The organism is Micromonospora sp. WMMB235, from assembly GCF_001855515.1.
In the GTDB taxonomy this organism is placed as follows: domain Bacteria; phylum Actinomycetota; class Actinomycetes; order Mycobacteriales; family Micromonosporaceae; genus Micromonospora; species Micromonospora aurantiaca.
In genome coordinates this window covers 3,059,719-3,079,872 of record NZ_MDRX01000001.1, presented here as the reverse complement: position 1 = coordinate 3,079,872, position 20,154 = coordinate 3,059,719, and the positions used below count along the sequence as shown (strand labels likewise).

Genomic DNA, 20,154 nt, shown 5'->3' with positions numbered 1-20,154 from the left:
CATCCTGCACGTGGGCTTTTTTGTTGCCGTCGGACCATCGCCGGGACCTCCCCGTCCCATCCTGAGAAGCGCGTCACCCACTCACTTCCGAAGGCTTGAACCGCCATGACGAGACCCACGCCAGAGACCCTCGCCCACTCCGCCCGCCGTGCCCGCTCCGGCACCGGCGCGGCCGGTGACTCCGACCCCGCCGCCCGCCCCGGCCGTACCGTCCCGGCGGCCGCCACCACCGAGACGCCCGTACGGGAGCCCGCCACCGCGGAGGTCTCGGGCGCCGGTTCGCTCGTGCGGTCACTTGAGGCGCTCGGCGTCGACGTGGTCTTCGGCATTCCGGGCGGCGCGATCCTGCCCGCCTACGACCCGCTCTACGACTCCACGGTCCGGCACATCCTGGTCCGCCACGAGCAGGGCGCCGGGCACGCGGCCACCGGCTACGCGCAGGCCACCGGCCGGGTCGGCGTCTGCATCGCCACCTCCGGTCCGGGCGCGACGAACCTGGTGACCCCGATCGCGGACGCGTACATGGACTCGGTCCCGATGGTGGCGATCACCGGGCAGGTGGCCCGGCCGTCGATCGGCACCGACGCCTTCCAGGAGGCGGACATCCAGGGCATCACGCTGCCCATCACCAAGCACAACTTCCTGGTGCAGACCGCCGACGAGATCCCCCGCGTGCTGGCCGAGGCGTTCCACCTGGCCGCGACCGGCCGGCCCGGCCCGGTGCTCGTCGACATCCCGAAGGACGTGCTCCAGGCGCCGGCGACGTTCTCCTGGCCGCCCACGCTCGACCTGCCCGGCTACCGGCCGACGCTGCACCCGCACGGCAAGCAGATCCGCGAGGCGGCCCGGCTGATGACCGGCGCCCGCCGTCCGGTCCTCTACGTCGGCGGCGGCGTGCTCAAGGCCGGCGCCACCGAGGGGCTGCGCAAGCTGGCCGAGCAGACCGGCATCCCGGTGGTCACCACGCTGATGGCGCTGGGCGCGTTCCCCGACTCGCACCGCCAGCACCTGGGCATGCCCGGCATGCACGGCACCGTCGCCGCGGTCTACGGCCTCCAGAAGGCCGACCTGATCGTGGCGCTGGGCGCCCGCTTCGACGACCGGGTGACCGGCAAGCTGGACTCGTTCGCGCCGGACGCGACTGTGGTGCACGCCGACATCGACCCGGCCGAGATCGGCAAGAACCGGCACGCGGACGTCCCGATCGTGGGTGACGCGCGGCACGTGATCGACGAGCTGATCGCCGCCGTCACCGCCGAGCAGGCCGGGCACCCGCCGGCCGACCTGACCGACTGGTGGGCCCAGCTCGACGACCTGCGCGAGCGGTACCCGCTGGGCTTCGAGGAGCCGGCCGACGGCACGCTCTCCCCGCAGTACGTGATCAAGCGGCTGGGCGAGATCGCCGGCCCGGACGCGGTCTACGTGGCGGGCGTCGGCCAGCACCAGATGTGGGCCAGCCAGTTCATCTCGTACGAGAAGCCGCACACCTGGCTCAACTCCGGCGGCCTGGGCACCATGGGCTACGCCGTCCCGGCCGCGATGGGCGCGAAGGTCGGCAAGCCGGACACCACCGTGTGGGCGGTCGACGGCGACGGCTGCTTCCAGATGACCAACCAGGAGCTGGCCACCTGCGCGCTGGAGGGCATCCCGATCAAGGTCGCCGTGATCAACAACGGCAATCTCGGCATGGTGCGGCAGTGGCAGACCCTGTTCTACGGGGAGCGCTACTCCAACACCGAGCTGGGCACGCACAAGCACCGCATCCCGGACTTCGTCAAGCTCGCCGAGGCGCTCGGCTGCGTCGGGCTGCGCTGCGAGAACGCCGCCGACGTGGACAAGACCATCGAGGCGGCCATGGCGATCAACGACGCGCCCGTGGTCATCGACTTCGTGGTCGGCAAGGACGCGATGGTCTGGCCGATGGTCGCCGCCGGCACCAGCAACGACGAGATCATGTTCGCCAGGGGTGTGCGCCCCGCTTTCGACGAGGACGAGTTGTAGTCATGACCGAATGCACCGAGCGCAGCGAGGGCCATGAGGGCATGACGAGGAAGGCACAGCTATGACTATGCACACGCTGTCCGTGCTGGTGGAGAACAAGCCGGGTGTCCTGGCCCGCGTCTCCGGGCTGTTCTCCCGGCGCGGGTTCAACATCGACAGCCTCGCCGTGGGCGAGACCGAGAACCCGGACGTCTCCCGCATCACCATCGTGGTCAACGCCGAGTCCTCGCCGCTGGAGCAGGTGACCAAGCAGCTCAACAAGCTGGTCAACGTACTCAAGATCGTGGAGCTGGATCCGCAGGTGTCGGTGGCGCGGGAGCTGCTGCTGGTCAAGGTCCGCGCGGACCGCGCGGCCCGCGCCCAGGTGCTGGAGACGGTCGGCCTGTTCCGCGCCCGGGTGGTCGACGTCGCGCCGGACACGCTGACCATCGAGGCCACCGGCACGCCGGACAAGCTCGACGCGCTGCTGCGCGACCTGGAGCCGTTCGGCATCAAGGAGATGGTCCAGTCCGGCACCGTGGCGATCGGGCGGGGTTCGCGGGCCATCACCGCCGGCCCGGCCCTGCGCGCCGCCTGATCCGTACCCACAAGTTTTTCGACGGGCCGACGGGCACCGCCGTACGAAAGGGAAGTCAATGAGCGTTGAGGTGTTCTACGACGACGACGCCGACCTGGGCCTGATCCAGGGCCGCAAGGTCGCCGTGATCGGGTACGGCAGCCAGGGCCACGCGCACGCGCTGTCGCTGCGCGACTCCGGCGTCGACGTGGTGATCGGCCTGCCCGCCGGCTCGAAGAGCCGGCCGAAGGCCGAGGAGCAGGGCCTGCGGGTGCTCACGCCCGCCGAGGCGGCGGCCGAGGCCGACGTGATCATGATCCTGGCGCCGGACACCGCCCAGCGTGGTCTCTACGCCGACGCCATCGCGCCGAATCTGGCCGCGGGCAAGGCGCTGTTCTTCGGCCACGGCTTCAACATCCGGTACGGCCTGATCAAGCCCCCGGCCGACGTGGACGTGGCGATGGTCGCCCCGAAGGGCCCCGGTCACCTGGTCCGCCGCCAGTACGTCGACGGCAAGGGCGTGCCCTGCCTGGTCGCGGTCGAGCAGGACCCCAGCGGCAACGCGTTCGGCCTGGCCCTGGCGTACGCCAAGGCGATCGGCGGCACCCGGGCCGGTGCGATCCGGACCACGTTCACCGAGGAGACCGAGACCGACCTGTTCGGCGAGCAGGCGGTGCTGTGCGGTGGCGCGGCGGCGCTGGTGCAGACCGGTTTCGAGGTGCTCACCGAGGCCGGCTACGCGCCCGAGGTGGCCTACTTCGAGTGCCTGCACGAGCTGAAGCTGATCGTCGACCTGATGTACGAGGGCGGCATCGCCCGCATGCGCTACAGCATCTCCGACACCGCCGAGTACGGCGACCTGTCCCGTGGCCCGCGCGTCATCGACTCGCGGGTCAAGGACGAGATGCGCAAGATCCTCGGCGAGATCCAGTCCGGCGAGTTCGCCCGCGAGTGGGTGGCCGAGGACGAGGCCGGCCGGCCGAACTTCGCCAAGTGGCGGGCCGAGGGCGCGGCGCACCCGATCGAGGAGACCGGGCAGAAGCTGCGGGCCATGATGAGCTGGGTCGACCGGCCGATCACCGAGACCGCCTGAGCTTCTCCCTCGTGCGGCCCGCGGCCCGACGCTCTCCCCGGCGTCCGGCCGCGGGCCGCCGTTCGTTCACGTGCTGGGACACGGTGAGTAACGCCTCGTCCCGCACCGCCCCCGGTGAACGGGGGATGACAGGCGTGCGACGGACCTGTGTGAGGGCGCTCACCCCGCAGTCCGCGACCCGGAGAGCGGGCAGGCACCTACCATTCCTTGGTGTGGTGCCCGAGCGCACCCGACGGCCGTGGCACGGATCGGCGCAGGGCGCAGCGCGGCGTCCCGGCGCCCCAGGCCGAACCATTACCGAGCGTCTACGAGGACCGATGAATCCTGTCGTACTGATCGCCGAAGAACTCGCCCCCGCCGCCATCGAGGTGCTCGCGCACGACTTCGACGTGCGCCACGTGGACGGCACCGACCGCCCCGCTCTGCTCTCCGCCCTCTCCGAGGCCGACGCGGTGATCGTACGCAGCGCCACCCAGATCGACGCCGAGGCGATCGCCGCCGCGCCGCGGCTGAAGGTGGTCGCCCGGGCCGGCGTCGGTCTGGACAACGTCGAGGTGCCGGCCGCCACCGCCCGGGGCGTCATGGTCGTCAACGCGCCCACCTCGAACATCGTCTCCGCCGCCGAGCAGGCCGTCGCGCTGCTGCTCGCGGTCGCCCGCAACACCGCCAGCGCCAGCGCCGCGCTCAAGGCGGGGGAGTGGAAGCGGTCCAAGTACACCGGCGTCGAGATCCAGGGCAAGACCGTGGGCGTGGTCGGCCTCGGCCGCATCGGCGTGCTCTTCGCGTCTCGCATCGCCGCGTTCGGCACCCGGCTGATCGCGTACGACCCGTACATCCAGCCGGCCCGCGCCGCGCAGCTCGGCGTCCGCCTGGTCGGGCTGGAGGAGCTGCTGCGGGAGAGCGACTTCATCTCGATCCACCTGCCCAAGACGCCGGAGACGGTCGGCCTGATCGGCGAGAAGGAGCTGGCGATCGTCAAGCCGGGCGTCCGGATCGTCAACGCCGCCCGCGGCGGCCTGGTCGACGAGCAGGCGCTCGCCGACGCGATCGCGGAGGGCCGGGTCGCCGGCGCCGGTGTCGACGTGTACGCCAAGGAGCCGTGCACCTCCTCGCCGCTGTTCGCCTTCGACAACGTGGTGGCCACCCCGCACCTGGGCGCCTCCACCAACGAGGCGCAGGACAAGGCCGGTCTCGCGGTGGCCAAGAGCGTCAAGCTCGCGCTCCAGGGCGAGTTCGTCCCGGACGCCGTGAACGTGCAGGCCGGCGGCGTGGTCGCCGAGGACGTCCGCCCGCTGCTGCCGCTGGCCGAGCGGCTGGGCCGGGCGTTCACCGCCCTGGCCGGCGGGGTGGCCGCCAGCGTCACCGTCGAGGTGCGCGGCGAGATCGCCGCCCACGACGTGTCGGTGCTCAAGCTCGCCGCGACCAAGGGCCTGTTCAGCTCCGTGGTGGAGGAGCAGGTCACCTACGTCAACGCGCCGCACCTGGCCGCCGAGCGGGGCGTCGAGGTCACGCTGGCCACGCCGGGCGAGACCGTCGACCACCCGAACCTGGTGACCGTGCGCGGGGCGCTGCCGGACGGGCGTACCGTCCGTGTCTCCGGCACCGTGGCACACACCGGCACCCGCGACGTGTTCAAGCTGACCGAGGTGGACGGTTTCGACGTGGAGATCGGCGCGGAGGGCATCCTGGTCTTCCTGCGCTACGCGGACCGGCCCGGCGTGGTCGGCACCGTCGGCACGCTGCTCGGCGAGGCCGGCGTCAACATCGCGGCCATGCAGGTGGCCCGCCGCGAGGCCGGTGGCGAGACGCTGATGACGCTGACCGTCGACCAGGCGCTCGGCGCCGACCTGCTCACCTCCGCCGCCGACTCGATCGGCGCGGTCGCGGCCAGCGCGGCCGACCTGCGCGACGTGTAGTCCGGACAGGACACATCGGGGCCCGGCCGGATCGGCCGGGCCCTTCGTCGTCCCGGTGGGTCAGGAACGGACGCGGGCCGGTGGCGGGTAGACCGAGCCGTCCTGCGCGTCGAAGAGCATCAGGTCGTGCTCGCCGGCCAGCCGCTCGACGTCCAGCAGGACCTGATCGGGGCAGGCCGGGTTCAGGTTCATCTCGATGTGGTCGGCCGCCGTGTGCAGCGGCGCCTCCCACGGCGTACCGGGCCGGGCCGGGCGGTCCGGATAGCTCGCCGTGATCGCCCGGTAGAAGGCGACGAGTCGCGGGTCGGGGTGCTGCTCGCCGTGGCGGCCCTCGCGGCACTGCTGCACGGCCGCCCGCACCTGCTCCGGTGTCGCCCCGTTCGGCAGGGCCCACACGCTCAGATCGAAACTCACGGCGGACAGCGTGCCATCCCGGGCCCGGCCCGTCACCTCTGCCCCACCGTGCGTTCACCGCTGATTGCCGACATCGTTCACCAGGCGTCCGCTGTGGAGACTCTTGCGTCGAGTTGCGTCGATTCGCTAGCGTACCGATGCGGTTTCCGCTGAGTCGATCCCCGGCCCGTCTTCGGGTGGCGCGGTCGGGCGCCCGGCCCCTCGGCCCGCACCCCTCGATTGCGCGAGCCACGCGCACTCGTCGCTGACCGGCCCTCACGGTCGTTGCCGAGACCGTGGGGGCCGATCGCGCTCCCGGCCGGTGTCGTGCGGGCGGACGGCGACTCAGCGCCGGTGGTGCGCGAACAGCGGGCGGTAGTCCGTGTCGTGACGGAACCAGGCCAGCCCGGCCGGTCCGGCGGCGTACAGGGCGGTGGCGTAGGCGTCGGCGACGGCGAGGTTCGGGCCGAGCACGGTGGCGGCCACGAGCCGGTCGGTCGGCTCGCCGGTGTGCGGGTCGACGACGTGCCCGCGCCGGCCGGTGACGCCCGAGGTGCCGACCGCGCCCGTCGTCATCTCCAGCACGACAGGTGTCCGTCGGATGTCGGTGGGGTGGTGCACGGCGACACGCCACGGCCCGCCGTGGGCGGCGTGTCCGCGTACCGTCAGGTCGGCGCCGCTGAGCACGGCGTAGTCGTGGATGCCGGCGGCGCGCAACCGCGCCGCGGCCCGCTCCACCGCCCAGCCGCCGAGCAGGCCGCCCGGGTCGAAGCCGCCCGGCACGGCCCAGGCGTCGAACCAGCCGTCGGTCGCCGCCCGCATCGCGGCGCAGAGGTCGATCAGGTCGGCCAGCGGGGGGTACGAGTCGGGACTGATCTCGTCGCGGCGCAGCCGGGAGACGAGGCTGTCCGGCCGGTTCGGGCCGTAGGTGAGGTCGACGGCGCGCAGCTCGGCGACGGCGTCGCGCAGCGCCTCGCTGACCGCCCGGTGGCCGAACCACTCCGGCGCGTTGAGGAGCATGGTGTAGTCGGCGGTCGAGGTGGTGACGGTGTGGCGGACGCTGATCCGGCCGGACGCCGCGGCACCGGACCGCTCGACGCGGTGGTTCGTGGCGCCCAGGTGCAGGTCCGGGCGGGTCGGGCGGAACGCGGACTGGTCGACCCAGCGGGTACGTGGCTGCTCGTCCGCCCAGTGGGCCCGCCGGTGCTCGATCCGCATGACACCTGCCCCCTCGGTGGTCGCCGCTACGTCGCGGCGGTGCCGCATTCCGGGCCCCCGTCGACCCGTGAACTCGACCCTAAGCAGTGGAGATGACCGCACCATGAATGTCGGCTGGGAGCCTCCTGTGATTCGCCGTCCCGGATGATGGAAGATTCGTACCGGGGGCCGGGACGGCGACGTACGGTTGCGCCTAACGACGAGACGAGGAGCGCCAGGTGGCACACATCGCGGTGGTGGCCGGCGACGGCATCGGACCCGAGGTGGTCGCGCAGGCCCGCAAGGTCCTCGACGCGGTGGTGCCCGGGATCGAGGCCACCGAGTACGACCTGGGCGCGGCGCGCTATCACCGCACCGGCGAGGTGCTGCCCGACTCCGTCCTCGACGAGCTGGCCGGTCACGACGCCATCCTGCTGGGCGCGGTGGGCGACCCGACCGTGCCGCCGGGTGTGCTGGAGCGCGGTCTGCTGCTGAAGCTCCGGTTCGCCTTCGACCAGTACGTCAACCTGCGCCCGTCCCGGCTCTGGCCCGGCGTGGCCGGTCCGCTCGCGGCGGTCAAGCCCGGCGAGGTCGACCTCGTGGTGGTCCGCGAGGGCACCGAGGGGCTGTACGCGGGCGCCGGCGGCGCGCTGCACCGGGACACCCCGGCCGAGGTGGCCACCGAGGAGAGCCTGAACACCCGGCACGGCGTCGAGCGGGTGATCCGCGACGCGTTCGCCCGCGCCGGCCGCCGGGAGCGGCGCAAGGTCACGCTCGTGCACAAGACGAACGTGCTCACCCACGCCGGGTCGCTCTGGGCGCGCGCCTTCGCCGCGGTGGCCGCCGAGCACCCGGACGTGACCACGGAATACCAGCACATCGACGCCGCAGCGATGTTCCTGGTGACGAACCCGTCCCGGTACGACGTGGTGGTCACCGACAACCTGTTCGGCGACATCCTCACCGACATCGCCGCCGCCGTGACCGGTGGCATCGGGCTCGCGGCCAGCGGCTGCATCAACCCCGAGGGGCGCTACCCGTCGATGTTCGAGCCGGTGCACGGCTCGGCGCCGGACATCGCCGGCCAGGGCGTCGCCGACCCGGTCGCCGCGGTACTGTCCGCCGCGCTGCTGCTGGACCAGCTCGGCCACGCCGACGCCGCCGCCCGGGTCACCGCCGCGGTCGGCACCGAGCTGGCCGGGCGTACGCCGGGGACGCCGCTGCGCACCGAGGAGGTCGGCGACCGGCTCGCCGCGTACGCCGTAGCCTGACCGGGCCGACCCTGCTGGCGGCCCGGTACCGGGCCGCCAGACCCGTCACCGGGCCCACCAGACCGTCCGGCGCGTCGCATCCGCCGGGGCGGAGCTATCCGCTGAACGACCGTTCGGGGTAAGTTTCTGGCACCAGTGACGTCGGCGTGCGATCCCGCATGCCGTGAACCCGCAGGGAGGTCAGCGCGATGAGCGGTGGTGACATGCTCGATTTCGAGATCCGTCCGAATCCCGCGCCGGTATCCGCCGCCGACCGGGCCGCCCTGCTGGCGAACCCGGGCTTCGGCCGGGTCTTCACCGATCACATGGTCACCATCCGCTACGCCGAGGGCAAGGGCTGGTACGACGCCCGCCTGGAGGCGCGCGCGCCGATCCCGATGGACCCGGCCGCGGCGGTGCTGCACTACGCGCAGGAGATCTTCGAAGGGCTAAAGGCGTACCGCACCGGTGACGCGGTGACGATGTTCCGTCCCGAGGCCAACGCGGCCCGGTTCGCCGCGTCGGCGCGCCGGCTAGCCATGCCGGAGCTGCCGGAGGCGACGTTCGTGGAGTCGCTGCGCCGGCTGGTCGAGATCGACCAGGCGTGGATCCCGGAGCACGAGGACGCCAGCCTCTACCTGCGTCCGTTCATGTTCGCCAGCGAGGTCTTCCTCGGTGTGCGCCCGGCCAACGAATACCTCTACTGCGTGATCGCCTCGCCGGCCGGCGCGTACTTCGCCGGTGGCGTGAAGCCGGTGACGGTCTGGGTCTCGCCGGACTACACCCGGGCCGCGCCCGGCGGCACCGGCGCGGCCAAGTGCGGCGGCAACTACGCCGCCTCGCTGGCGGCCCAGGCCGAGGCGATCGAGGCGGGCTGCGACCAGGTGGTGTTCCTGGACGCGGTCGAGCGGCGGTACGTCGACGAGCTGGGCGGCATGAACGTCTTCTTCGTCTACGACGACGGCAGCATCGTCACCCCGCCGCTGGGCGGCACGATCCTGCCGGGCATCACCCGCGACGCGATCCTCACCCTCGCCGCCGAGGCCGGGCACGAGGTGCGGGAGGCGCCGGTCGCCTTCGACGACTGGCGGGCCGACGCGGCGAGCGGCCGGCTGCGCGAGGTGTTCGCCTGCGGCACCGCCGCCGTGATCACCCCGATCGGCGGCGTGCGCTTCCCCGACGGCGAGTTCCTCATCGGCGGCGGCGAGCCGGGCCGGGCCACGATGGCGCTGCGGCAGAAGCTCGTCGACATCCAGCGCGGGCGCGCCGCCGACCCGTACGGCTGGGTCACCCGGGTCCTCTGACGGCGCTTCGCGGTGATCGAGGGGTTCGCTCCTCGATCACCGCGAGGCAGGGTCAGTCCAGGAGGTGGGTGCGGAGGGACTCCACCTGCGCCCCGGTGACGCCGGCGTGGGTCAGGTAGCCCTCGACGGACCCGTAGCCGGTGCGCAGTTCGGCGAGGAACAGCTCCATCGCCTCGGCCGGCGATTCCAGGAACGGCGGCGGCGGTTCCTCCGCGTCCGGCAGCGTGGCCCGGACCCACTCGGTGAAGCGCCGCGACGCGGCGGTGCTGAGCGCGTAGTCGGCTACCACGTCCTCGTCGGGCACCCCGAGCACTGCCAGCGTGAGCGCGCAGACGATGCCGGTGCGGTCCTTGCCGGCGACGCAGTGCACCACCACCGGGGCGTTGGCGCTGTCCGCGATCAGCCCGACCGCCTCGGCGAGCCCGGCGGTTCCGGTACGCGCCAGGTCGGCGTACCGGTCGGCCAGGTAGCGGGCCAGGCTGACGCCGGAGGCGTCGAACCGGTTCGCGCCCCAGTCGGCGTGCTCGGGGTGGATGTGCCGGTAGGTCAGCCCGTCGTAGTCGGGCACCCGCCCGTCGCGTTCCACCTCGGACGGCCGGCGCAGGTCGATGACGGTACGGATGCCGAGCGCGGTGAACGCGCTCCGGTCGGTCTCGTCGATGCGGTGCAGCGAGTCGGAGCGGTAGAGCCGGCCGCGGCGGACCGTGCGCCCGTCCCGAGCGGCGTATCCGCCGACGTCGCGGAAGTTGAACAGGGCGGGGAAGGGGCTCTGCGCGGCGTCCACATCCGACACGGTAACGGCCGGCGGGGCGTTCGTCCGTCCCCGCCGGCCGTCGCCGGGATGTCAGGCGCGCGGCGGCACGTCCGGCGGCAGCGCCGAGTGGTTCTCGCCGTAGTAGCCGCCCAGCCGGTCCCGGTAGCCCGGTTCGGCGTGGCTGGACTCGTCGTACTCCGGGGCGGCCTTGATCTGGTCCTTCTCCCGGTCGACGTGCACGGTGCGGGCGTCGTGGTCGACGTGGTTCACGGTCCCGGCCGGGAGCATCACCTTCTTGCCGAAGATCCACGGCCCGGTGTCCACGACCAGGTAGCTGTCGTCCACCTCGTGGCTCGCCCGGTCGATCTTGCCGATGGCGCCGTCGGTGGCCTCGACCTTGTAGCCGGTCAGGTCGGCGCTCGCCACACCCGCCTCGTCGCGGTAGCGCCACGGGTCGAAGGCGCCCGCCGGGGCGCCCCCGGCGACCGTGCCCCGGCCGTCGTCGAGGATCGGCTCGGTGCCGCCGTGCGTGGCGCGCGGGTCCAGTCCGTCCATGTGCCGCCTCCCGTCCCCAGGGCCGCGGCCGTCGCGGCGCCGTCGTCAGTCGGGAGGGTTACCCACCCTGTCCGGGCACCAACCCGCCGCCGGCCGGCCCGCCGACGCCGAGGGGCCGGCGCCACGGTGGTGACGCCGGCCCCTCGGGTCGTCGGCCCGTGCGGTGCCGGTCGGGCACGTGCGGGCCGGTCGATCAGGCCAGTGCGGCCTCCGCGTCCAGGGTCACCGCGGCGGCGTGTACGACGGCGGCGATCCGCAGCCCCTCGTGCACCTGCTCACGGCTGAACCCGGCCGCGCGCAGCGTCTTCTCGTGCGACTCCAGGCAGACGCCGCAGCCGGTGATCGCCGAGACGGCGAGGCACCACAGCTCGAAGTCGGTCTTCTCCACACCGGGGCGGGCGATGATCTGCATTCGCAGCCGGGCCGGCAGCGACGCGTACTGCTCGTCGCCGATCAGGTGCTTGGCCCGGTAGTAGACGTTGTTCATCGCCATGACCGCCGCCGCGCCCTTGGCCGCCTCGACCGCCTCGGGCGTGAGGTGACCGGCCGCCTCGGCGGCGATCTCCCGCAGCACCACCGGGTTGCGGGCCGCCACCGCGCAGGCCAGGGCGGTGCCCCACGCCTGCTCCGGCTTCAGCGTCGAGGTGGTGATGGTGGAGCCGAGGTTGAGCCGGATGTCCTTGGCGTACTCGGGCAGGCCCGCCTTGATCGCGTCCAGGCCCATGGTCAGGCCCCGGCGCCGGCGAGAAGCGCCTTGGCGTCGAGCGTCGCGCCGCCGGAGTTCCAGTTGCACGGGCACAGCTCGTCGGTCTGAAGGGCGTCGAGCACCCGCAGCACCTCGGAGACGTTGCGGCCGACCGAACCGGCGGTCACCATGACGAACTGGATCTCGTTGTTCGGGTCCACGATGAAGGTGGCCCGCTGCGCGACACCGTCGGCGCCGAGCACGCCGCAGGCGGAGGTCAGCTCACGCTTGATGTCGCTGAGCATCGGGAAGGGCAGCTCGCGCAGGTCCGGGTGGTCCTTGCGCCAGGCGTAGTGGACGAACTCGTTGTCGACGGAGACGCCGAGCACCTGGGCGTCGCGGTCGGCGAACTCGCCGTTGAGGCGACCGAACTCGGCGATCTCGGTGGGGCAGACGAAGGTGAAGTCCTTCGGCCAGAAGAACACGACGCGCCACTGGCCCTCGTGGGACTTGTGGTTGATCGTCTCGAACGCCTTGTCGGCGTCGAGCGACACGCAGGCGGTGAGTTCGTACTCGGGGAAGTGGTCACCGACAGTGAGCACGGGTCCTCCTTGAACGTGGCCGGGCGAGGTGGCCGGGCCAGTAACTGGATCAGTTCAAGATTCTTCCGTAGCCCCGTTTGCGCTCGTGGCGGGCGGTGGCCGGGTGTGAAGACGATCACCGCACGCGCGATCGTCCCGGAATATGGGTTTCGCCTCCCAAAACCGGGGCCGGGGTGGCAGAGTACGGGTCGTGACCAGCTTCGTCCTGATCATTAGCAGCTAGCGCGCCGGCCCTTCCCCCGCCGAGCGCGCAGACCTCCCGCATCCGCGGGGGGTCTTTTTGTTTGCTCCCCAGGGCACGAGAAGAGGACTCCGATGACGTTCCAGGTGTACGACACGACGCTGCGCGACGGCGCGCAGCGCGAAGGGCTCACGTACTCGGTGGTCGACAAGCTGGCGGTGGCCCGCCTGCTCGACGACCTCGGAGTCGGCTTCATCGAGGGCGGCTGGCCGGGCGCGGTGCCGAAGGACACCGAGTTCTTCCGCCGCGCCCGTACCGAGCTGGAGCTGCGGCACGCGATCCTGGTCGCCTTCGGGGCCACCCGCAAGGCCGGCCTCGCGGTCGAGGACGACCCGCAGGTGCGCGGCCTGCTCGACGCCCGGACCCCGGCCGTGGCCCTGGTCGCCAAGGCGGACCTGCGGCACGTGGAGCGCGCGCTGCGCACCACCGCCGAGGAGAACCTCGCCATGATCCGCGACACCGTGTCGTACCTGGTGGCGCAGGGGCGGCGCGTCTTCGTCGACGGGGAGCACTGCTTCGACGGGTTCCGGTTCGACCCGGGCTACACCGCCGCCGTGGCGGAGACCGCGCTGGCCGCCGGCGCCGAGCGGTTCGTGCTCTGCGACACCAACGGAGGCATGCTGCCCTCCCAGGTCACCGCCGTGGTCGAGCAACTGGTGGCGCGGACCGGCATCGCGCCGGAACGGCTCGGCATGCACGCCCAGAACGACACCGCCTGCGCGGTCGCCAACACCATCGCCGCTGTCGAGGCGGGCGTCCGGCACGTGCAGGGCACCGCCAACGGGTACGGCGAGCGCCCCGGCAACGCCGACATCTTCGCGATCGTCGCCAACCTCCAGCTCAAGCTGGGCATGCCCGTCCTACCGGAGGGCTGCCTGGAACAGATGGTGCGGGTCTCGCACGCCATCTCCGAGATCGCCAACATCGCCCCCGACACCCACCAGGCCTACGTCGGGGCCGCCGCCTTCGCTCACAAGGCGGGGCTGCACGCGAGCGCGATCAAGGTCGACCCGTTGCTCTACAACCACGTGGAACCCGCTGTGGTGGGCAACGACATGCGGATCCTGGTGACCGAGATGGCCGGCCGGGCCAGCATCGAGCTCAAGAGCCGCGAGCTCGGTCTGGACCTGGCCGGCCATCCGGACGCCCTGTCCCGGGTCACCGGGCGGGTCAAGGAGCTGGAGGCCGACGGCTGGTCGTTCGAGGCCGCCGACGCCTCGTTCGAGCTGCTGGTCCGCTCCGAGCTGCCGGATGCCGCGCCGGCCCGGCCGTTCGCGCTGGAGTCGTACCGGGTGATCGTCGAGCACCGCGAGGACGGCGCGGTGGTCTCCGAGGCGACGGTGAAGATCCGGGTACGCGGCGAGCGGGTGATCGCCACCGCCGAGGGCAACGGCCCGGTCAACGCGCTGGACGAGGCGCTGCGTGTCGGCCTGGCCCGGCACTACCCGGAGCTGCGCGAGTTCGAGCTGGCCGACTACAAGGTGCGCATCCTGGAGGGCAGCCACGGCACCGGCGCTGTCACGCGCGTACTCGTGGAGACCGCCGGCGCCGGCCGCGACTGGACCACAGTGGGCGTGCACCCGAACGTGGTCGAGGCGAGCTGGCACGCCCTGGTCGACGCGCTCACCTACGGCCTGGACCGGGCCCGGGTGCCGGGCGGGAGCGCGGCCTGACTCACCCGGCCGGCAGGCGCAGCTCGGCCAGCAGCGCGCGGTGGTCGCTGCCCGGCACCGGGTAGGTGCGGGCGGCGCGCACCGCGATGCGCCTGTCCACGAGGACGTGGTCGATGGTGACCGGCGGGATCGGGTCGCCGTCGTAGGGCCCCCAGGTGCCGCCGAACCCCGCCCCGGCCGCGTCCGCCGCGTCGGTGTAGCCGGTGGCGATCAGGTCCCGCAGCGCCGCGTGGTCGAGCGTGGCGTTGAAGTCGCCGGCCAGCACGCTCAGCCCGCCGTCCGGGGTGGCCGGCGGCTGGGCGCGCTGGTCGGTCCACCAGTCCGGCACCACGTGCGGGGCGTACGGCGCGGCCGGGTGCGCCGACTCCACCCGCACCGGTGGCGCCCCGGGCAGCGTCACCGTGGCGTACGCCTGGGTGAAGAAGAAGCCCTTGTTGCGCCGGTGGCCGGTGTCGCGCAGCGGGTGCCGGGCGTACACGCCGGAGCCGGTCGAGCCGACCTCGGGGGTCAGCGACCGGTGCGGCAACAGCTCGGCCAGGCCGAGCCGGTCCAGCTCGGCAGCCAGCGGCGGGGTGAGCTCCTGCACCGTGAGGACGTCGACCCGCCGAGTCCGGACCAGGTCCACGAGCGCCGCCGGGTCGGCCGAGCCGAGGCGCAGGTTGGCGGTGAGCAGCCGCAGCGTCGGCCCGTCGGCGGCGGGCCGGTCGCCGGGGACCGCGCGGGGCGCCACCGCGCCGATCAGCGCCAGCGCGGCCAGCACCGCGACCACCGCCGGGGTGCGGCGCCGCAGGGCGAGTGCCGCCACCGCCACGACCGGGGCCACGGCGGCGGCGTACGGCGTGAACGCGACCGCCTGCACCAGCGGACCGCGTTCCAGCCCGGTCAGGCGTACCAGCGCCCACGCGGCGACCGGTGCGACGGCGAGCCAGCATGCGGCGGTGGCCAGGCGGCCGCCCCGGGTGCCGGCCCGGGCTGGTCGCGGCATGGTGATCACGACGGTGAGGCTACCCGGAGCCGGGTCGGCGCGATGCCCTCCGAAACAATTTCGTGAATTGTTCCTCGCAATTTTCCGGGCATCTTTGCCGATCGGTCGGACACGCAATAACGCTATTGACCGCCCACATTTTCCGGTGCTAGGTTCCACCTGGTTGAGACGTCGCGACTCTCTGTAGTAAGGCCAGCTCACGAGCGGTGCGCTCCCGAGCGGATACCCGATGATCCGCAATTTGACGCGCGCAGTCGCCGTATCACCACGGTCTACAAAGGGAGAACTCATGGCCACATTCTTCAAGCGGAAGGCGACGGTGGTGGCGCTTGCCGCGCTGTCGCTCAGCCTGGCCGGTGGCGGGATCGCCGCTGCCGCCCAGCCGGAGGCGAAGCCGCAGCCCGGCCCGCGGCACTCCACGGCGCAGCCGCCGGTGACCGCCGTCGAGCGGCAGGCCGCCCGGACCGCGATGCGGGCCACCCTGGCCCCGCCGGCCGCCGGCCAGGTCGCCTGGGCCGTCGTGGCGGCCAACGGCACGCTGTTGCAGCACTCCGGCAACGTGGTGTCCTCGTTCCGGTTCACCCCGGGCATCGGGGTGTCGCCGGGGCAGTACCAGGTGCTGCTGGACTACAACGTGTCCGCCAAGGCGTACGTGGCGACCATCGGCACGAACGACACGGCGAACGTGCCGCCGGCCGGTGAGGTGTCGGTCGCGCCCCGCACGCTCACCCCGAACGCCGTCTTCGTGCAGACGCGCAGCTCCTCCGGCAGCGCCTCGGACCGGCCGTTCCACCTGGTCATCGCCAACTGATCCGTCCGGCCCCGCACCGGCCCCCGCTCCGGCGGGGGCCGGTGTCGTGTTCCGTGCCCCTCCGGCCGGTGCCGCGCCGCTTCGTGTCGTTCCCGCCCGGCTGGGGAGAAGCTGCCGGTCCGGCCCGCCGACCACCGCCCAGGGGCCGATAATCCGACGTTTGTCGCCGGTCCGGCCCGGGAAGCAAGCACCGTGACGGACATCTCGGACACCCCGGCCAGCGTGCTCAGCCCGGTCGACGCCGACGCGAGCGGCGTCGAGCTGGAACAGACCCTCGTCGAGGTCAAACGCGTGATCGTCGGGCAGGATCGGCTCGTCGACCGCCTGCTCACCGCCCTGATCGCCGACGGGCACTGCCTGCTGGAGGGCGTACCGGGGGTGGCCAAGACGCTGGCGGCGCAGACACTCGCCACAGTGGTCGGTGGCACGTTCTCCCGGATCCAGTTCACCCCCGACCTGGTCCCCTCCGACATCGTCGGCACGCGCATCTACCGCGCCTCCACCGAACAGTTCGACGTGGAGCTGGGGCCGATCATGGCGAACCTGGTGCTCGCCGACGAGATCAACCGGGCCCCGGCCAAGGTGCAGTCGGCGCTGCTCGAGGCGATGGCCGAGCGGCAGGTCTCCATCGCCGGCCGGAGCTGGCCGGTGCCGGACCCGTTCCTGGTCCTGGCCACCCAGAACCCGATCGAGTCCGAGGGTGTCTACCAGCTCCCGGAGGCACAGCGTGACCGCTTCCTGATGAAGGTGGTGGTCGACTACCCGAGCGACGCCGACGAACTGGCCATCCTCTACCGGATGAGCACCGACCGGCCCACCGCGCGTACCGTGCTCGACCCGGTCCGGCTGCGCGAACTCCAGCGCCGCGCCACCGACGTCTTCGTCCACCACGCGCTCGCCGAGTACGTGGTCCGCCTCATCCTCGCCACCCGCGACCCGGAGCGCTTCGGCCTGCCCGACGTCGCGCCCCTGCTGGCGTACGGGGCCAGCCCCCGGGCCACGCTCGGCCTGGTGGCCGCCGCCCGCGCCCAGGCGCTCATCCACGGCCGGGACTACGTGCTCCCCGAGGACATCCGGGAACTCGCGGTGGACGTGCTGGCGCACCGGCTCGTGCTCTCCTTCGACGCGATCGCCGACGGGATCTCCGGCGAGGACGTGGTGCGCCGCGTGATCGAGGCGGTGCCGCCGCCCCGGCTGGTGAACGGGCCCACCGAGACGGTGAACGACCTGGCGGCGGCATGACCGGCGAGGCCGGACCCGGGCTCGCCGATCTCGCCCCGGACCAGCGGCTGCGCCGGCTGGAGCTGACGGTGACCCGGCGGCTCGACGGGCTGCTGCACGGCCGGTACCGCGGCCTGCTCCCCGGACCGGGCAGCGAGGCGGCCGGCAGCCGCGAGTACCGCCCCGGCGAGGACGAGGTACGCCGGATGGACTGGGCGGTCACCGCCCGGACCACCGTCCCGCACGTCCGGGAGGTCGACGCGGACCGGGAACTGACCACCTGGCTGCTCGTCGACGCCAGCCCCAGCATGGAGTACGGGACGTCCACGCTGGACAAACGGGAACTGGCGGTGGCCGCCGTGGCGGCGATCGGCTTCCTCACCGCGGGAGTCGGCAACCGGCTCGGCGCCCAGGTGCTCACCCCGCGCGGGTTGCGCCGGTTCCCGGCCCGCAGCGGGCGTACCCATCTGCTCGGGCTGCTCCGCGCGCTGCTCGGCGCTCCGCGTACCGGCGACCTGCCGGACTCCGACGGCGCGGGCGCGGCCGGCGCGGGCCGGACGGACGCGGTGCCGGGCCTGGCCGACGGGCTGGACGGCCTTCAGCGTGTCGCCACCCGGCGCGGGCTCGTGGTGATCGTCTCCGACTTCCTCGACGAGCTGCCCGACGACCCGGACGCGGCGCCGCCGCCGTGGGCCGCCGCGCTGCGCCGCCTCGCGGTACGGCACCAGGTGCTTGCCGTCGAGGTGACCGACCCGCGCGAGCTGGAACTGCCGGACGTCGGCCTGGTCACGCTCGTCGACCCGGAGAGCGGCCGGCACCGCGAGGTGTGGACCGGTGACCCGGGCCTGCGCGAGCGGTACGCGCATGCCGCCGCCGAGCAGCGCGACCAGGTACGCCGCACGCTGCGCCGGGCCGGCGCGACCCACCTGGCGCTGCGCACCGACCGGGACTGGTGCGCGGACGTCGTCCGGTACGTGCACGAGCAGCGCCGGCTGGCCACCGTGCCGGCCGCGGCCCGCGGAGGTGTCGCATGACCTGGCAGTCACCCGCCCGCCTCTGGCTGCTGCTCGCCGTCGTCGCGCTGGTCGCCGGCTACCTGGTGCTGCAACGGCGGCAGAGCCGGTACGCGGTGCGCTTCACCAACCTGCGCCTGCTCGACCGGGTCGCCCCGCGCCGCCCGGCCTGGCGGCGGCACGTCCCGGCGGGCCTGTTCCTCGCCATGCTGGCGCTGCTCGTGGTCGGGTTCGCCCGGCCCGAGGCGGAGGTGCGGGTGCCCCGGGAGCGGGCCACGGTGATGGTCGCGGTGGACGTCTCCACCTCGATGCTCGCCGGTGACGTGGACCCGGACCGGCTGACAGCGGCCAAGGAGGCGGGCCGGCGGTTCGTCGACGGGCTGCCGGACGAGTTCAACGTCGGCCTCGTCGCGTTCGCCGGCAGCGCGGCGGTGCTGGTGCCGCCGAGCACCGACCGGGAGGCGCTGCACGACGGGATCGGGCGGCTGGCCGAGGGCATCACCGGCGTGCAGGGCACCGCCATCGGCGAGGCGATCAGCACCTCGCTCGGCGCGGTCAAGAGCCTGGACGCCACCGCCGCCAAGGATCCGCCGCCGGCCCGGATCATCATCCTCTCCGACGGCGCGAACACCTCCGGCATGGACCCGATGGAGGCCGCCGACCAGGCGGTCGCCGCGAAGGTGCCGGTGCACACCATCTCCTTCGGCACGCCCGGCGGCTCGGTCGACAGGGGTGGCCGGGCGATCCAGGTGCCGGTGGACGGCCAGACGCTGCGGGCGGTCGCCGAGCAGACCGGCGGGGGCTTCCACGAGGCGTCCACCACCGCCGAGCTGAAGGACGTCTACGAGGACATCGGCACCTCGGTCGGCTACCGCACCGAGCGGCAGGACATCTCGGCCCGCTTCATCGGCCTCGGGCTGGTCCTGGCGATGGGCGCCGCGGCCGGCTCGCTGCGATGGTTCTCCCGGCTGCCCTGACCCGCACACCACTACCGCACGACATGTGAGGAGCCAGGCATGGCAGTGCAGACCGGACTCGGCGAGCCACGCGGACCGTGGTTCGTCTCGCCGGAGCTGGACCCGGACGGGCGCGGCTACCGGGACGTACCCGGGGGCGGGCCGGAGGCCGGGCGGCGTAGCGTGCGCCACCGGCTGCTGAGCGTGGCGGCGGTGGTGGCGCTCTCCACCGTCTCCGGCGCGGCGGCCGGCACCTGGGCGGCCGACCGGGGCGCGCCGGGACCGGCAGCGGCGTCCGCCGCGCCGGTGCCGGCGGAGCTGATCACCGCCGCCGGCAAGACGGTGCCCGGGGTGGTGTCGGTGATGGTCGGGGGCCGCTCCGGCGCGTCCGCGTCCGGCTCCGGGTTCGCCATCGACAACGAGCAGCACATCGTCACCAACGACCACATCCTGGCCCGGGGCGGTGCCGGCGCGGTGACTGTGGAGACGTCGGACGGACGGCGCTTCCCGGCCGAGGTGGTGGGCCGGGAACCGGCCAGCGACCTGGCCGTGCTGAAGGTGCCCGCGTCGGCCGGGTTGCCGCCGTTGCCGCTGGCAAAGGCGAACTCGACGAGAGTGGGGGAGCCGGTGCTCGCGGTCGGGTCGCCGCTCGGGCTCGCCGGGACGGTCACCGCCGGCATCGTCAGCGCGCTCAACCGGCAGGTACGGATCGGCAACGGCCGGCACACGGCGGTGCAGACCGACGCCTCGATCAACCCGGGCAACTCCGGTGGCCCGCTGGTGAACGCGCGCGGTGAGGTGGTCGGCGTGAACACGGCGATCGCCACCATCGACGGCAACGGCTCCATCGGTATCGGCTTCGCCATCCCGATCGACCAGGTCCAGCAGACCGCCGACACCATCATCGGCCGGGGCGGCTGAGTCGTCTGCGCGGCCACCCGCGCGGGC

The 20,154-nt window shown here is 73.1% G+C and carries 19 protein-coding genes; 12 read left to right on the top strand and 7 right to left on the bottom strand.

The window, feature by feature from the left end; genetic code table 11:
* Positions 1 to 105: 105 nt before the first annotated feature.
* The 4 genes from BFV98_RS12865 to serA all read left to right on the top strand — a co-directional run bounded on the left by BFV98_RS12865 (position 106) and on the right by serA (position 5,566).
* A complete protein-coding gene (locus BFV98_RS12865; protein WP_071096417.1) occupies positions 106 to 2,001 on the top strand; it encodes an acetolactate synthase large subunit in 1,896 nt (631 codons plus the stop codon).
* A gap of 61 nt (positions 2,002 to 2,062) precedes the next feature.
* On the top strand, positions 2,063 to 2,578 hold the full coding sequence (ilvN, locus tag BFV98_RS12860; RefSeq protein ID WP_013284504.1) for an acetolactate synthase small subunit: 516 nt from the start codon (positions 2,063 to 2,065) through the stop codon (positions 2,576 to 2,578).
* 58 nt (positions 2,579 to 2,636) lie between these two features.
* Positions 2,637 to 3,650 carry a ketol-acid reductoisomerase gene (gene ilvC / locus BFV98_RS12855; RefSeq protein ID WP_013474320.1) on the top strand — a complete coding sequence of 338 codons (1,014 nt, stop codon included), beginning with the start codon at positions 2,637 to 2,639 and terminating at the stop codon, positions 3,648 to 3,650.
* A 317-nt stretch (positions 3,651 to 3,967) separates the two neighbouring features.
* Positions 3,968 to 5,566, top strand: a complete 1,599-nt coding sequence (gene serA, locus BFV98_RS12850) for a phosphoglycerate dehydrogenase (RefSeq protein ID WP_013284506.1) — start codon at positions 3,968 to 3,970, stop codon at positions 5,564 to 5,566.
* 60 nt (positions 5,567 to 5,626) lie between these two features.
* Here the strand turns inward: serA and BFV98_RS12845 are convergent, their stop codons facing one another.
* Both BFV98_RS12845 and BFV98_RS12840 read right to left on the bottom strand, forming a co-directional pair.
* On the bottom strand, positions 5,627 to 5,980 hold the full coding sequence (locus tag BFV98_RS12845) for a hypothetical protein (RefSeq protein WP_030270079.1): 354 nt from the start codon (positions 5,978 to 5,980) through the stop codon (positions 5,627 to 5,629).
* A gap of 324 nt (positions 5,981 to 6,304) precedes the next feature.
* Positions 6,305 to 7,177, bottom strand: coding sequence for an FAD:protein FMN transferase (locus tag BFV98_RS12840; protein ID WP_071096415.1), 873 nt, complete (start codon positions 7,175 to 7,177; stop codon positions 6,305 to 6,307).
* Positions 7,178 to 7,395: 218 nt separating this feature from the next.
* Here BFV98_RS12840 and BFV98_RS12835 point away from each other — a divergent pair, with 218 nt between their 5' ends.
* Both BFV98_RS12835 and BFV98_RS12830 read left to right on the top strand, forming a co-directional pair.
* On the top strand, positions 7,396 to 8,427 hold the full coding sequence (locus BFV98_RS12835) for a 3-isopropylmalate dehydrogenase (RefSeq protein ID WP_013284509.1): 1,032 nt from the start codon (positions 7,396 to 7,398) through the stop codon (positions 8,425 to 8,427).
* 188 nt (positions 8,428 to 8,615) lie between these two features.
* Complete coding sequence (locus BFV98_RS12830; protein ID WP_013284510.1) at positions 8,616 to 9,710, top strand: branched-chain amino acid aminotransferase; 1,095 nt, start codon at positions 8,616 to 8,618, stop codon at positions 9,708 to 9,710.
* Positions 9,711 to 9,762: 52 nt separating this feature from the next.
* On the opposite strand, the gene BFV98_RS12825 is transcribed toward BFV98_RS12830, so the two are convergent.
* From BFV98_RS12825 to BFV98_RS12810, 4 genes are all read right to left on the bottom strand, one after another.
* Positions 9,763 to 10,503 (bottom strand): tyrosine-protein phosphatase, encoded by a 741-nt coding sequence (locus BFV98_RS12825; protein WP_071096414.1) that lies wholly within the window; start codon positions 10,501 to 10,503, stop codon positions 9,763 to 9,765.
* A gap of 51 nt (positions 10,504 to 10,554) precedes the next feature.
* Entirely contained in the window at positions 10,555 to 11,019 is a 465-nt protein-coding gene (locus BFV98_RS12820; RefSeq protein WP_013284512.1) for a hypothetical protein, read from the bottom strand.
* A gap of 193 nt (positions 11,020 to 11,212) precedes the next feature.
* Positions 11,213 to 11,743 carry a carboxymuconolactone decarboxylase family protein gene (locus BFV98_RS12815; RefSeq protein ID WP_013284513.1) on the bottom strand — a complete coding sequence of 177 codons (531 nt, stop codon included), beginning with the start codon at positions 11,741 to 11,743 and terminating at the stop codon, positions 11,213 to 11,215.
* Positions 11,744 to 11,745: 2 nt separating this feature from the next.
* Complete coding sequence (locus BFV98_RS12810; RefSeq protein WP_013474324.1) at positions 11,746 to 12,306, bottom strand: peroxiredoxin; 561 nt, start codon at positions 12,304 to 12,306, stop codon at positions 11,746 to 11,748.
* A 315-nt stretch (positions 12,307 to 12,621) separates the two neighbouring features.
* Between BFV98_RS12810 and cimA the strand changes: the two genes are divergently transcribed.
* Positions 12,622 to 14,220 carry a citramalate synthase gene (gene cimA, locus BFV98_RS12805; RefSeq protein WP_013284515.1) on the top strand — a complete coding sequence of 533 codons (1,599 nt, stop codon included), beginning with the start codon at positions 12,622 to 12,624 and terminating at the stop codon, positions 14,218 to 14,220.
* Between the two features lies 1 nt (position 14,221).
* Here cimA and BFV98_RS12800 read toward each other — a convergent pair whose 3' ends face one another.
* Positions 14,222 to 15,205 (bottom strand): endonuclease/exonuclease/phosphatase family protein, encoded by a 984-nt coding sequence (locus BFV98_RS12800; RefSeq protein ID WP_071098858.1) that lies wholly within the window; start codon positions 15,203 to 15,205, stop codon positions 14,222 to 14,224.
* A 289-nt stretch (positions 15,206 to 15,494) separates the two neighbouring features.
* On the opposite strand from BFV98_RS12800, the gene BFV98_RS12795 reads away from it, so the two are divergent.
* From BFV98_RS12795 to BFV98_RS12775, 5 genes are all read left to right on the top strand, one after another.
* On the top strand, positions 15,495 to 16,016 hold the full coding sequence (locus BFV98_RS12795; RefSeq protein ID WP_013284517.1) for a hypothetical protein: 522 nt from the start codon (positions 15,495 to 15,497) through the stop codon (positions 16,014 to 16,016).
* Between the two features lie 192 nt (positions 16,017 to 16,208).
* The gene (locus BFV98_RS12790; protein WP_013284518.1) at positions 16,209 to 17,258 is read left to right on the top strand and encodes a MoxR family ATPase; all 1,050 of its coding nucleotides are present in this window, start codon (positions 16,209 to 16,211) and stop codon (positions 17,256 to 17,258) included.
* Positions 17,255 to 18,271, top strand: a complete 1,017-nt coding sequence (locus tag BFV98_RS12785) for a DUF58 domain-containing protein (RefSeq protein ID WP_013474326.1) — start codon at positions 17,255 to 17,257, stop codon at positions 18,269 to 18,271. The genes BFV98_RS12790 and BFV98_RS12785 overlap by 4 nt, the downstream gene beginning before the upstream one ends.
* Positions 18,268 to 19,227 (top strand): VWA domain-containing protein, encoded by a 960-nt coding sequence (locus tag BFV98_RS12780; protein WP_013284520.1) that lies wholly within the window; start codon positions 18,268 to 18,270, stop codon positions 19,225 to 19,227. Before BFV98_RS12785 ends, BFV98_RS12780 begins: the two co-directional genes overlap by 4 nt.
* Before the next feature lie 39 nt (positions 19,228 to 19,266).
* A complete protein-coding gene (locus BFV98_RS12775) occupies positions 19,267 to 20,127 on the top strand; it encodes a S1C family serine protease (protein ID WP_013284521.1) in 861 nt (286 codons plus the stop codon).
* The last annotated feature ends 27 nt before the right edge of the window (positions 20,128 to 20,154 follow it).